The organism is Pseudomonas sp. TH08 (genome assembly GCF_016651275.1).
Lineage (GTDB): Bacteria > Pseudomonadota > Gammaproteobacteria > Pseudomonadales > Pseudomonadaceae > Aquipseudomonas.
Genome location: NZ_JAEKEE010000004.1, coordinates 140,488 through 154,938 on the forward strand (window position 1 = coordinate 140,488; position 14,451 = coordinate 154,938).

At 59.3% G+C, this 14,451-nt stretch carries 10 protein-coding genes; all 10 read left to right on the top strand.

The features are described 5' to 3' along the window. The first annotated feature begins 263 nt into the window (after positions 1-263). Complete coding sequence (locus JFT91_RS17870) at positions 264-1,079, top strand: helix-turn-helix domain-containing protein (protein WP_201233337.1); 816 nt, start codon at positions 264-266, stop codon at positions 1,077-1,079. 52 nt (positions 1,080-1,131) lie between these two features. Continuing rightward, positions 1,132-2,538 carry an NAD(P)/FAD-dependent oxidoreductase gene (locus JFT91_RS17875; RefSeq protein ID WP_201225640.1) on the top strand — a complete coding sequence of 469 codons (1,407 nt, stop codon included), beginning with the start codon at positions 1,132-1,134 and terminating at the stop codon, positions 2,536-2,538. A gap of 30 nt (positions 2,539-2,568) precedes the next feature. Continuing rightward, positions 2,569-2,913, top strand: a complete 345-nt coding sequence (locus JFT91_RS17880) for a cupin domain-containing protein (protein WP_201225642.1) — start codon at positions 2,569-2,571, stop codon at positions 2,911-2,913. 53 nt (positions 2,914-2,966) lie between these two features. Continuing rightward, complete coding sequence (locus JFT91_RS17885; protein WP_201233338.1) at positions 2,967-4,052, top strand: polyamine ABC transporter substrate-binding protein; 1,086 nt, start codon at positions 2,967-2,969, stop codon at positions 4,050-4,052. 452 nt (positions 4,053-4,504) lie between these two features. Next, a complete protein-coding gene (locus JFT91_RS17890) occupies positions 4,505-5,968 on the top strand; it encodes a serralysin family metalloprotease (protein ID WP_201233339.1) in 1,464 nt (487 codons plus the stop codon). Positions 5,969-6,058: 90 nt separating this feature from the next. Beyond that, complete coding sequence (locus tag JFT91_RS17895; protein WP_201203525.1) at positions 6,059-6,490, top strand: AprI/Inh family metalloprotease inhibitor; 432 nt, start codon at positions 6,059-6,061, stop codon at positions 6,488-6,490. A 198-nt stretch (positions 6,491-6,688) separates the two neighbouring features. Further along, positions 6,689-8,464 carry a type I secretion system permease/ATPase gene (locus JFT91_RS17900; protein WP_201233341.1) on the top strand — a complete coding sequence of 592 codons (1,776 nt, stop codon included), beginning with the start codon at positions 6,689-6,691 and terminating at the stop codon, positions 8,462-8,464. Further along, the gene (locus JFT91_RS17905) at positions 8,461-9,810 is read left to right on the top strand and encodes an HlyD family type I secretion periplasmic adaptor subunit (protein WP_201225652.1); all 1,350 of its coding nucleotides are present in this window, start codon (positions 8,461-8,463) and stop codon (positions 9,808-9,810) included. Before JFT91_RS17900 ends, JFT91_RS17905 begins: the two co-directional genes overlap by 4 nt. 2 nt (positions 9,811-9,812) lie before the next feature. Beyond that, on the top strand, positions 9,813-11,180 hold the full coding sequence (locus JFT91_RS17910; RefSeq protein WP_201233342.1) for a TolC family outer membrane protein: 1,368 nt from the start codon (positions 9,813-9,815) through the stop codon (positions 11,178-11,180). A 181-nt stretch (positions 11,181-11,361) separates the two neighbouring features. Next, a complete protein-coding gene (gene eprS, locus JFT91_RS17915; protein ID WP_201233344.1) occupies positions 11,362-14,313 on the top strand; it encodes an autotransporter serine peptidase EprS in 2,952 nt (983 codons plus the stop codon). The last annotated feature ends 138 nt before the right edge of the window (positions 14,314-14,451 follow it).

Genomic DNA, 14,451 nt, shown 5'->3' on the forward strand with positions numbered 1-14,451 from the left:
TGTTGCCCGCCTTCTTCATCGAGCGATTCCTTTTGCTCATGTTAGGTGGGAAGAGCCTTCATTGGCTCAACCGGTAACTGACATTAAAAGTAGCATCCGCGTGTGAATTTCCTGTGAGATTTTTCAGTTCATTTGGCGATTGCTTCGCATTTTTTTGATGTAAGTCACGGCCTACACAATCATCGCCAAAGTGCCACTACGGATTAGTGATTGAAGCCTGTGCCGAACTTGGGCAAGCTCGATTCTTTTTCGCTGAGCCCTTTATGCAAGCCGACAACGACGGCCCAGAACAGACCCAGGCCACAGCCGCCACGGTCATGCGCTACCACCTGAGCTGGAAACACCGCGACCTGGACGCCGTGATGGCGCTGTATCACCCGGACATTCAATACAACGATTTCTTCCAGAATCGCGTACTCGGACTCGACGAGTTGCGCGAGTACGTGCGCGTCAGCATGCCGCGAGAATCCGACGAGCTGCTTGAGCATTGCGACCGCATTCGCATCGATGGCGACACCGCGTTCATTCAATACGAAGTGACCTTGCGCGGCGGCGATGGCCTGGTGTCGTTCCGTTCCAGCGAGGCCATCACGGTCAGGGACGGGCTGATCTGGCGCGTCAACGAGTACGCTTCACTCGTGCGCGCCCAAACCCAAGGCGCCAGCGCATCGAGTCAGCGTCCGGCGGTCAGTCGCCTGGGTTTGTCGCCGCGTCAATTGAGCTTCATGGCCGACGATCTGCAGCAGTATTTCGACAAACAGCAGCCTTACCTCGATCCCGAACTCGACCTGCAACGCGTGGCGAAGGAGTGCGGGTACAGCCGCAATCAGATTTCCTACCTGCTGAACCAAGTGCTTGGGCAGAGCTTCTACCGCTACGTCAATCAGGCGCGGTTGCAGCATTTGCTGCGCGCACTGGACGACGCCAGACCTCCGGTACGTATCGATGAACTGGCCTTCGCCGCCGGATTCAATTCGCTGTCGGCGTTTTACAGTTGCTTCCGCCAGCACACCGGGCAGTCGCCGAAGGCTTACGCGAAACAAATTTCTTTGCGGACACGCGCGCAAGACTTGTCCTGAGCACTGCCACTAGGATCGACGCCATCGAAGGTTTTCAGTGGCGGAGTCTTGCATGCCGGCGTGGCGCACTATCAGTTTGTGGATGGACCAACTCGACGAGCCGCTGACCGCGCGGCCCGAGCTTGAGCGGGACCTGGACGTCGACGTGGCGATCATCGGCGCCGGCTACACCGGGCTGTGGACCGCGTACTACCTGAAGAAGCTCGCGCCGGGGCTGGAGATCGCCATCGTCGAGGCGCAAACCGCCGGGTTCGGTGCGTCCGGGCGCAATGGCGGGTGGTTGATGGGCAATCTGCTGGGCGAAGATCGTCTGCTCGCAGGCCTGTCGCCCGAGCAGCGCCGCGCGTCTTTTGATCTGCTGCACAGCATTCCCGATGAGGTGGAAGTTGTCCTCGAACGCGAAGGCATCGACTGCGATTACCGCAAGGGCGGCGTGCTTTACTGCGCTGCGCGTTATCCGGAGCAAGAAGCCACACTGCGGGAATACCTCCGCACGCTGCACGCCCAAGGCCTGACCGACGACGATTATCGTTGGCTCAGCCCTGAGCAACTGGCGCAGCAGATTCGCATCGCCAAACCTTACGGCGGCATTTACGCGCCGCATGTGGCAACCATTCATCCGGCAAAACTGGTGCGCGGTCTTGCGCGGACCGTGCAGGCCATGGGTGTGAAGATTTACGAAAACAGCCCGGTCACTCATTGGCAATCCGGCAGTCTGCGCACTGCCAAGGCCAGCGTGCGCAGCCGCTGGATCGTGCCAGCCGTGGAAGGTTATTCGGTGACCTTGCCACCACTGGGTCGTTATCAGTTACCGGTGCAAAGCCTGATCGTCGCCACCGAGCCGTTGTCCGCGGCGACCTGGGATGAAATTGGCCTCAACCGCGGCCAAGCGTTCAGCGAGTTCAGTCGTCAGGTCACTTATGGCCAGCGCAGCGCTGACAACCGTCTGATTTTCGGCGCCCGTGGCGGCTATCAGTTCGCGGGCAAGCTGCGCCATAACTTCGACCTGACGCGCGACGAGGTCGAGCTGCGCCGCTATCTGTTCGGTGAACTGTTCCCGCAACTGAAAAACGTACAGATCACTCACGCCTGGGGCGGCAACCTCGGCATGTCGCGGCACTTCAAACCGCACATGCTCTGCGATCGCGCCAACGGCATCGCGCTGTCCGGTGGTTATGGCGGGGAGGGCGTCGGCGCCAGCAATCTCGGTGGGCGTACGCTGGCGGATTTGATTCTGGAGCGCGACACCGAACTGGTTAAGCAGCCGTGGGTGCTGCCCGATGGCGCAATACACGCGTTGCGCGCCTGGGAGCCGGAGCCATGCCGATGGCTCGGTTACAACGCGATCATCAAAAGCTTCGTCCACGAAGACCAGACCCTGGCCAATCCGGCAACCGCGCCATGGCGGCGCAAACTCGCCAGCCAGGTCGCCGGTTTCATGGAAGGTTTCATGCACTAACGCCGTTCTCTTTAAAAGACAGGTCAGACCATGAGCATTACGCAGTTCAAGAACACCGCCACATTGCCGCTGGACGAATCCAACCCGGTCGCCGTGCCACTCGGCGAGCCGGTGGCGATTGCCTCGACCACCAGTGTCGAGCGCGATGACGGCGTCGAAACCGGCGTCTGGGAATGTACGCCGGGCCGCTGGCGTCGACAGATCACTGCTCAGGAATTCTGTCATTTCATCTCCGGGCGTTGCACGTTCACCCCCGACGGCGGTGGTGAAACCCTGCACATACAAGGTGGCGACGCACTGATGTTGCCGGCCAACACGCTCGGCATCTGGGATATCCAGGAGACCGTGCGCAAGACTTACGTGCTGATTTTCTGATTTTTCGATCTTTGATTGCCTGCCAACAAAAAAACCTACACAGGAATCGATCCATGATCCGCAAAACCCTCGCTCTGGCACCGCTGATGCTCGCCGTTTCCCTCGCCCAGGCAGCGGAAACGGTGAAGGTCTACAACTGGTCCGATTACATCGCTCCCGACACCACCAAAAAATTTCAGAAGGACACCGGCGTCGGCGTTACCTATGACGTTTACGACAGTAACGAAACCCTCGACGGCAAGCTGATGACCGGCAAATCCGGTTACGACGTGGTGTTTCCGTCCAACCACTTCATGGCCCGCCAGATTCAGGGCGGGGCGCTGAAGAAACTCGACAAGAGCCAGTTGCCGAACTGGAAGAACCTCAACCCGGTGCTGCTCAAGGCGTTGCAGGTCAATGATCCGAACAACGAACATGGTTTCCCGTACCTGTGGGGCAGCACTGGCATCGGCTACAACATTGCCAAGGTCAAAGCCGTACTGGGCGATGACGCGCCCGTGGATTCCTGGGACTTGATCTTCAAGCCCGAGTACATGGAAAAGCTGCAAAAGTGCGGCGTGGCGATCCTCGACAACGGCCCGGAATTGCTCCCGGCGGCGCTCAACTACCTCGGCTTGCCGCACCACAGCAAGAATCCCGAGGACTACAAGAAAGCCGAAGCATTGCTGATGAAAGTACGGCCCTACGTCAGCTACTTCCACTCCTCGAAGTACACCAGTGACCTCGCCAATGGCGACATCTGCGTCGCTGTCGGTTTTTCCGGCGACATCCTGCAAGCGGAAAACCGCGCCAAAGAAGCCAAGAACGGTGTCGACATCGGTTACAACATTCCCAAGGAAGGCGCCGCCATCTGGTTCGACATGGTCGCCATGCCCGCCGATGCGCCGGACGAGAAGGCCGGTTACGCGTTCATGAACTACCTGCTGCGCCCGGAAGTGATGGCCGGCATCAGCAACTATGTGCACTACGCCAACGGTAACGAACAGGCCGACAGCCTCATCGACCCGGCGATCAAGAACGACACCAAGGTGTACCCGAGTCCGGAAATGATGGGCAAGTTATTCGCACTGGAAGCCATGCCCCTGAACATCGACCGCATCCGCACCCGCGTCTGGAACAAAATCCGCACCGGCAGCTAAAGACATCTCCGTGTAGGAGTTGCCGAAGGCTGCGATCTTTTGATCTTTTCTTCCAAGAACTAAATCAAAAGATCGCAGCCTTCGGCAGCTCCTACAGGTCGTCGCAAACAAGGATTGATGTCAAAGCGCTGGCATTAGTGTTTGCACTAATAAAGTGCAGAAAAGTGAGACGCATCTAACAAAAAACAACTTACCGATATTTAATAATTAAATAGAAAATCGTCAGACAATTAGGCGAGAAATCGCCATCTAAAACATTCTTCCCAGCGCGCACGCTTTGTTTACGGCAGTTTTACCAAACAGTTCAATTTGATCTCAAAAAAACGCTAGACGTCAGATTTCAAATTGTGTCAGGTTTCTGATGCCTTCATTGGGCGAGTGATAGGACGATCTCGCCAGAGAGAGTCCTATCGGACAAAAACTGTTCCATTGCTAAACAAGGAAGTGTGTTTATGTCGAAAGTTAAAGCGAACGCTATTGATACCGCCGAACAGGCTTTCCAGCTGTCCGCGGCGCCGCAACCTCTGGCCGCAGCCAGCTCGGCGTACAACCAGATCGATAGCTTCAGCCATCAATACGATCGTGGTGGCAACCTCACGGTCAATGGCAAACCCTCCTTCTCCGTGGACCAGGCCGCAACGCAGTTGCTGCGTGATGGTGCCCACTGGAACGACCTGGATCACAGCGGCAAGATCGAACTGACCTACACCTTTCTGACTGCCAAAACCGCTAACTTCAGCGGCCTCGGTGTCACCGGGTTCAGTCAGTTCAGCGCACAACAGCAAGCCCAGGCCAAGCTCGCCATGCAATCCTGGGCGGACGTGGCCAACGTCACCTTCACCGAGAAAGCCTCGGGCGGCGACGGCCACATGACCTTCGGTAACTACAGCGGTGGCCAGGATGGCGCGGCAGCGTTCGCCTATCTGCCGGGCACCGGTAACGGTTACGACGGCACGTCGTGGTACTTGATCAACAGTGGCTACACGCAGAACAAGACCCCGGATCTGAACAACTACGGTCGTCAGACCCTGACTCACGAAATCGGCCACAGCCTCGGTCTGGCCCATCCTGGCGACTACAACGCCGGCAATGGCAACCCGACTTACAACGACGCGTCCTACGGGCAAGACACCCGCGGCTACAGCGTCATGAGTTACTGGAGCGAGAGCAATACCAACCAGAACTTCAGCAAGGGCGGCGTCGAAGCGTATTCGTCCGGCCCACTGATGGACGATATCGCCGCCATCCAGAAGCTCTACGGCGCCAACATGAACACCCGTACCGGTGACACCACCTACGGCTTCAACTCCAATGCTGGCCGCGACTTCCTCAGCGCCTCGTCGTCGAGCGACAAGCTGGTGTTCTCGGTGTGGGATGCGGGCGGCAAGGACACCTTCGACTTCTCGGGTTTCACCCAGAACCAGAAGATCAACCTCAATGAAGCCTCGTTCTCCGATGTTGGTGGCCTGGTGGGTAACGTCTCGATCGCCAAAGGCGTGACCATCGAGAATGCCATCGGCGGTTCGGGCAACGATCTGCTGATCGGCAACAGTGCATCCAACGAGCTCAAAGGTGGTGCCGGCAACGACATCATCTACGGTGCTGGTGGTGCCGACAAACTGTGGGGCGGCGCAGGTTCGGATACTTTTGTATTCGCAGCCAGCTCCGATTCCAAGCCGGGTGCCATCGATCAGATCCTCGATTTCGTCAGCGGTCTGGACAAAATCGACCTGACCGGCATCACCAAAGGTGCCGGCCTGCACTTCGTCAGCAGCTTCACCGGTGCAGCCGGCGATGCAATTCTGACCTCGTCGGGCGGTAACAGCCTGCTGTCGGTGGACTTCTCCGGGCACGGCGTGGCTGACTTTGCTGTCAGCACCGTGGGCCAGGCAGCAACCAGCGACATCGTGGCGTGATGTAAAAAGAAAGCGGCGTGCGAGCGCCGCTTTCTTCCCTTGCATCGCGTTACCCTGTAAGCAAGGCTACGCGCCGGAGCGAATAATCCTATGACGTACAGCGCTTTTGCCCGCAAGACTGTCGCGTGGCTGATGCCCGCACTGGTAATGATTTTTGGAGAAGCAACCATGGCAAGCAGCCTTAGACTCGAAGAACCCTCGGTATTTGCCGGCCACTGGCAGGCGACACTGAATGCTCGCAACGAAGTGGCGGACGCTCAGGCGCACCAGGACAAACCGTCCAACATCTGCATCATCGATCTGCAAGTGAACAAGACCCTGGGCGAGGGCGCCGACTGCTTGGGCGCCTGGCTGGAAGAGACGCCGGTCGGTTGGTTTCCCGACCCCGACGGAATTTCCATCACTGGCAAGGAAGGCTCAAGAATCCAGTTCTTCAGCCGACAACGTGACGGGCTTTACCTGACAACTTTGAAGTCGGGCCTGGAGATTACGCTTGAGCGCGCGGCGACATCATCGCAATGATCAAGTACGCGACAAGCTTTTGATATAAAGCGGTATCGCCTGGTTATAAGAAGACTGTTGGTGGCCACTGCACCGTAGTGAATAGCGAAAGTTGTTATGAAAGTGTAAGCGATCAACCACACAGCAAGTTCCGGCGTTAAGCCGATCATTAATTGAAGCCTCGCCAACAGTCGGCGGGATAACTTTCAGGAAGAATCAATGAAGATGGCGAAGGCCCCAGCCACCGCTCCCTTATTCAAGGCTTTGGGTGACTATAAAAGCATCCTGATCAGTGTCGGCTGTTTTACTGCACTGATTAACGTACTGATGCTGGTGCCCTCCATCTACATGCTCCAGGTCTATGACCGGGTGCTGTCGTCGCAAAATGAAACCACCTTGGCGATGCTGTCGCTGATGGTGGTCGGGTTCTTCGCCTTCATCGGGCTGCTTGAAGTGATCCGCAGCTTTATCGTGATCCGCATTGGCAGCCAGTTGGAGCGCCGTTTCAACCTGCGGGTCTATCAAGCGGCGTTCGAGCGCAACCTGTTCAAGGGCGAGGGCAACGCCGGGCAATCGTTGGGGGACCTGACGCACATTCGCCAATTCGTCACCGGGCCTGCGCTGTTCGCGTTTTTCGATGCGCCGTGGTTCCCGGTCTACCTGTTCGTCATTTATCTGTTCAACGTCTGGCTGGGCGTCCTCGCGACGGCAGGCGCATTGCTGCTGATCGCATTGGCGTGCCTCAACGAATACATGACCAAAAAGCCGTTGGGCGATGCTGCCGGTTTTTCGCAGAAGTCCAGCCAGTTGGCCACCAGTCATCTGCACAACGCCGAAACCATTCAGGCCATGGGCATGCTCGGTTCGCTGCGCAAGCGCTGGTTCCAGGTGCACTCGCGTTTTCTCGGCTTGCAGAATCAGGCCAGCGATACCGGCGCGGTGATCAGTTCGCTGAGTAAAACCCTGCGCCTGTGCCTGCAATCGTTGGTACTGGGCCTTGGCGCGCTGCTAGTGATCAAGGGCGACATGACCGCCGGCATGATGATCGCCGGTTCGATTTTGATGGGCCGTGTACTGAGCCCGATCGACCAGTTGATTGCCGTGTGGAAACAGTGGAGCGGGGCGAAGCTGGCTTACCGCCGTCTCGATGCGCTGTTGCAAGCTTTCCCGCCAAGCGACGAGGCCATGGCGCTGCCGGCGCCGAAAGGCCAGATCACGTTCGAACAAGTCAGCGCCGGCCCGCCGGGGCAACGCGCGGCGACGCTGCACATGGTCAATTTCAATCTGGGCGCGGGTGAAGTGCTGGGCGTGCTGGGGGCTTCGGGCTCCGGCAAGTCGACCCTGGCCCGTGTGCTGGTGGGCGTCTGGCCGACGCTGGGCGGCATCGTGCGTCTGGACGGCGCCGATATTCACCGTTGGAACCGCGACCAACTCGGTCCCTACATCGGCTATTTGCCACAAGACATCGAGCTGTTCAGTGGCAGCATCGCCGAGAACATCGCGCGTTTCAGCGAAGCCGATCCGCAAAAAGTCGTGGCCGCCGCGCAACAGGCCGGTGTGCACGAAATGATCCTGCGTTTGCCGCAAGGCTACGACACGCAACTGGGCGAGGACGGCAGCGGTTTGTCCGGTGGCCAGAAGCAGCGCGTCGCCCTGGCGCGCGCCATGTACGGCACGCCGAGCCTGGTGGTGCTGGATGAACCGAACTCCAACCTCGACACCGTTGGTGAAGCGGCATTGGCCAGCGCCATTGCCGCGCTCAAGGCCCAGGGCACCACCGTCGTGCTGGTCACGCACCGTTCTTCGGTGCTGGCCCAGGCCGACAAATTGCTGGTACTCAACGACGGTCGCTTGCAAGCCTTCGGCCCAAGCCAGGATGTGCTCAAGGCACTTTCCGGCCAGCAAGAACAACAGCGTGAAAAACCTGCACAAGCACCGGGCGGGCTCAGCATGAGCCGGCAGTATCAGCCGACGACAAGGAATTCGGGTGTATGAGCAGCGCCAGCATGAACACTGAAAACGAAGCGAACATGGAACACGCCTACATCACCGAGCGCCCGGAGCGCGATGCGAAGTTCTTCGCGCGCATGGGCTGGATTCTGGCCATCGTCGGCGCCGGCAGCTTCTTCACCTGGGCGGCATTGGCACCGCTCGATCAGGGCATTCCGGTGCAAGGCACTGTCGTCGTATCGGGCAAGCGCAAAGCTGTGCAGTCAATGAGCAGCGGCGTGGTCAGCCGGATTCTGGTGCGCGAAGGCGAGATCGTGAAGCAGGGGCAACCGCTGTTCCGTCTCGATCAGACGCAAGTCGCGGCCGACGTGCAATCGCTGCAAGCACAATACCGCATGGCCTGGGCCAGCCTCGCACGCTGGCAGGCCGAGCGCGACAACCTCAAACAAGTCACTTTCCCGGCCGAATTGAGCAACGATCCTGACCCGCGTCTGGCGATGGTGCTCGAAGGCCAGCGCCAATTGTTCAGCAGCCGTCGCGAAGCGTTCTACCGTGAACAGGCCGGATTGCGCGCCAGCATCGAAGGTGCCACCGCGCAACTGGCCGGCATGCGCCGTGCGCGCACCGACTTGAATGCGCAGGCCGATTCGCTGCAACAACAGTTGAGCAACCTGCAACCGTTGGCCGACAACGGTTACATCCCGCGCAACCGTTTGATGGAATACCAGCGCCAACTGTCGCAAGTGCAACAGCAACTGGCAGAAAACACCGGTGAAAGCGGGCGCGTGGAGCAGGGCATCCTCGAATCGCGCCTGAAGCTGCAACAGCACAGCGAGGAATACCAGAAGGAAGTGCGAACCCAACTGGCCGATGCCCAGCTGAAAAGCGTGACCCTTTCCGAGCAACTGACCTCCGCCGGTTTCGACCTGCAGCACAGCGAGATCATGGCCACCGCCGACGGTGTGGCGGTCAATCTCGGCGTGCACACTGAAGGCGCAGTGGTGCGTCAGGGCGAAACCCTGCTGGAAATTGTGCCGCAAGGCACCACGCTGGAAGTGGAAGGGCACTTGCCGATCAACCTGATCGACAAGGTTGGCACGCACCTGCCCGTGGACATTCTGTTTACCGCGTTCAACCAGAGCAAAACCCCGCGCGTACCGGGCGAGGTCAGCCTGATTTCCGCCGACCAGATGGTCGATGAGAAAACCGGCGTGCCGTACTACGTGTTGCGCAGCAGCGTCAGCGATCAGGCCATGGAGAAACTCAACGGTCTGGTGATCAAGCCTGGTATGCCGGCAGAAATGTTCGTGCGCACGGGTGAACGTTCACTCCTCAACTATCTGTTCAAACCGCTGCTCGACCGGGCCGGCTCCGCGTTGACCGAGGAATAAGGATGTTCGGCTGTATGAATAAGCTTTCGATGCTCGGTGCGGCAATGATGCTGCTCGCGAGTCACTCAGCAGTGGCGGCCCTGGGGCCGTTCGAGATTTACGAACAGGCGTTGCGCAATGACCCGGTGTTCCTGGGGGCAATCAAGGAACGCGATGCCGGTCTTGAGAATCGCGCCATTGGCCGCGCCGGGTTGCTGCCACGGCTGGGTTACACCTACAACAAGGGACGTAACTCGTCGAAAGCGACCTCTCTGGATGAGCGCGCGCGCAATCGTACCGATGACCGCAACTACAGCAGCTACGGCTCGGCGCTGACGCTGCAGCAACCTTTGCTCGACTACGAGGCCTACGCGGCGTATCGCAAGGGCGTGGCGCAATCACTGTTCGCCGATGAAAACTTTCGTGGCAAAAGCCAGGAGTTGTTGGTGCGCGTGCTCGACAACTACACCAAGGCGTTGTTTGCCCAGGATCAGATCGATATCGCGCAGGCGAAGAAAAAGGCTTACGAACAGCAGTTCCAGCAGAACGAGCACATGTTCAAACAGGGCGAAGGTACCCGCACCGACATTCTTGAAGCCGAGTCGCGCTACGAATTGGCGACAGCCGAGGAGATCGAGGCACGTAATGAACAAGACGCCGCGTTGCGCGAACTGGGTGCACTGGTCGGCGTTCCCGCCGTAGACATTACCGATCTGTTGCCGCTGGATCAGAACTTCCAGACGTTTACCTTACAACCCGCCAACTTCGACACGTGGCACGAGATGGCGATCAGCAATAACCCCAATCTCGCCTCGCAGCGCCAGGCCGTAGAAGTGGCGCGTTATGAAGTAGAACGCAATCGAGCCGGGCATCTGCCGAAAATCAACGCCTATGCGTCAATGCGGCAGAACGAATCGGAAAGCGGCAACACCTACAACCAGCGCTACGAAACCAACACGATCGGCCTCGAAGTCAGCGTGCCGCTGTACGCGGGCGGCGGCGTGTCCGCATCGACGCGTCAAGCCAGCCGTACCATGGAGCAGGCCGAGTACGAACTGGATGGCAAAACCCGTGAGACGCTGATCGAACTGCGCCGCCAGTTCAGCGCCTGTCTGTCGGGAGTGAATAAGTTGCGTGCTTATCAGAAAGCACTGACGTCCGCCGAAGCACTGGTGGTGTCGACCAAGCAAAGCATTCTCGGCGGTGAACGAACCAACCTCGATGCGTTGAACGCCGAACAGCAACTGTTCACCACCCGCCGCGATCTGGCGCAGGCGCGGTACGACTATCTGATGGCGTGGACCAAATTGCATTACTACGCCGGCACATTGAGCGAACAGGATCTGGCTCGGGTGGACGAGGCGTTCGGCCAAGGCCCGAAAACCCGCTGACCAGAGGTCAGGATCAAAAGATCGCAGCCTTCGGCAGCTCCTACATGAAGCGGGACAGTGACATTTCCGGCAGCAGATAACTCCTGTAGGAGCTGCCGAAGGCTGCGATCTCTTGATCTGTCTTTTCGGATCTCAGCTAACGGCAGCTCCTGCACTACAATAAGAAAAGTGAGTGGTGAACATGGACGTACGCATCAAGCCGATTTCGGTCGGTACCCTGCTGCTTGTGATTTCAACAACCCAGGCCCAGGCGCAATACCTGGAGTCCGGTAAACCCGGTGATCCCGCCAGTTGGCGCAGCGCCGAATACCTGCGCGACTGGGGCCTGAATCGCATGCAGGCCGATCAAGCCTATGCCGCCGGCATCACCGGCAAAGGAGTGAAAATCGGCGCGCTGGACTCCGGTTTCGACTCAGCCCATCCCGAGTTCGCCACCGAGCGTTATCACCCGGTGCTGGCCAACGGCAGTTACGTCGATGGCTCGCTGTTCAACGTCGATGGCACGCTCAACCCCAACAACGACTCCCACGGCACCCACGTGGTCGGCACCATGGGCGCCTCGCGCGATGGCAGCGGCATGCACGGCGTGGCGTACAACGCGCAGATCTACGTCGGCAACACCAACAACAACGACAGTTTTCTGTTCGGCCCCAATCCCGATCCGCGCTACTTCAAAGCGGTGTACGACGCGCTGGCCGATGCCGGCGTGCGCGCGATCAACAACAGTTGGGGCAGCCAGCCACCGGATGTCAGCTATCGAACACTCGCCGATCTCCACGCTGCCTACGCGCAGCATTTCAACAAGGGCACCTGGCTCGACGCCGCTGCCGATGTTTCGCGTCGCGGGGTGATCAACGTCTTCAGTGCCGGCAACAGCGGTTACCCGAACGCTAGCGTGCGCTCGGCGCTGCCGTACTTTCAGCCGGATCTCGAAGGCCACTGGCTGGCCGTGTCGGGGCTCGATCAAAGCAACCAGCAGAAGTACAACCAATGCGGCATCGCCAAGTATTGGTGCATCACCACACCTGGCGCGAAGATCGACAGCACCATTCCCGGCGGTGGTTACGCGATCAAATCGGGTACGTCGATGTCGGCACCGCACGCAACCGGCGCACTGGCGCTGGTGATGGAACGCTACCCGTACATGAACAATCAGCAGGCGCTGGAAACCCTGTTGACTACCGCCACACAACTCGACGGTTCGGTGACGGATGCGCCGACGGAGCGAGTCGGCTGGGGCGTGGCCAATCTGAGCCGGGCGATGCGCGGGCCGGGGCAATTGCTCGGCGCGTTTGACGCCAATCTGGGCACAGGGCAGGCCGATGTCTGGAGTAATGACATCTCCGACAAGGCGCTGATCCAGCGCCAGAACGAAGACCTCGCCGAACACAGCGCCTGGCAGCAAACCCTGCAGGACAAAGGCTGGCAGAACGGTGTTGCGGCTGGCGCCAGTCAACAAGATCAAACCGATTACGCAGTCGGGATGGCCCGAGATGCAGCAGCGGCAGGGCGGATGTATCAAGGCAGCCTGATCAAATCCGGTGCCGGGCACTTGATACTGACCGGAGAAAACACCTATCGCGGCCCGACCACCATCAACGGCGGCTTGCTCACGGTCAACGGTTCGCTGGCCTCACCAGTCACCGTCAACGATAGCGGTACCCTTGGCGGTTCCGGACACATTGCCGCGCTGACCGCCAACAGCGGCGGCCGCGTGGCACCGGGCAACTCCATCGGCACGTTGAATGTGGCCGGCGATGTCACTTTCGCGCCGGGCTCGACTTACGCCGTGGAATTGTCGCCCACCAGCAGCGACCGCATTGTCGCCGGCGGTAGCGCCACCATCAGCGGTGCAACCGTCAGTCTGTCGCTGGAAAACAGCCCGACCCTGCTCAGCGCGCCTCAAACGCAAAGTCTGCTCGGTCACCAATACGACATTCTGCAAGCGGCCGGAGGTATTCAAGGCCGGTTTGGCGCGGTGCTGCCGAGTTATCTGTTCATCGGCGGCAGCCTCGACTACGCCGCCAACGGCATTCAGCTCAACATCGAACGCAATGCGACAACGTTCGCCAGCGTCGGCCAAACGCCGAATCAACGCTCGGTGGCCGCAGCGGTTGAAGGCTTGGGCGCCGGCAATTCGGTTTACGAAAGTCTGTTGCTGTCGGCGAACGTGGCTTCTGCGCAACAAGCTTTTGAGCAACTGAGCGGTGAGATTTATCCGGCGCTGGGTTCGGTGCTGATCAACGACAGCCGCCAATTGCGCGATGCCGTGGGCGAGCGTTTGCACGATGCCTCCGCGGCGCAAAGCAACGGCTGGGTCAAAGCACTCGGCGCCTGGGGCACGACCGATTCGAGTCATGATACGGCCGGTTACAGCACCTCGATTGGTGGCCTGTTGGCCGGTGTTGACGGTGCGCTGGACGAGCAGACGCGCATCGGTCTGCTCACCGGTTACAGCGACAGTTCGCTGAGCATGGGCTCGGGCACGCATTCCTCGGCCAAGGTCGACAGCTATCACCTCGGCGCCTACGCCGGTCATGAAATCGGCGCTTGGCGCTTGAGCACCGGCGCGACTTACAGCTGGCACCGCGCCGATGTGAAACGCGATTTGCAGTACGGCGAGGTCAGTGCCAAGCAGAAAGCCAAGGTCGATGCGACCACAACTCAAGTGTTTGGTGAAGCGGCCTATCGACTGCATTTACAACCGCTCGCACTGGAACCGTTCGCCAATCTGGCCTACGTGCACCTCGACACTGAAGGTTTCACCGAGAAGGGCGATGCTGCCGCACTGAAAAGCTCAGGCGATCAGCGCGACGCCGTACTGAGCACTCTGGGTGTGCGGGCGATCAAGACTTTCAACTTGTCGACGCAACAATCACTGGATGTGAGCGGCCACCTCGGCTGGCAGCACAGCCTCAGCGACATTGACTCCGAACAGCACCTGCGTTTTGCCAGCGGCGGTACGCCATACAGCGTTGAGAGTTCGCCACTGGTGCGCGATGCCGCGTTGCTCGGTGTGCAGGCGAGCCTGGCGCTGAGCAAGGATGTACGGGTGAACCTCGATTACAACGGACAACTGGCCAATCGCGAGAAAAGCCATGGCGTCGGGCTGAGCCTGAACTGGCAGTTCTGAACCACGGATTCACGGCTGCTCACATACCCGTGGCGAGGGGATTTATCCCCGTCCGGCTGCGCAGCAGACGTAAATCCAGACGACTTGATTTGTCTGAAGATTACTGGGGCCGCTTCGCGACCCAACGGGGATAAATCC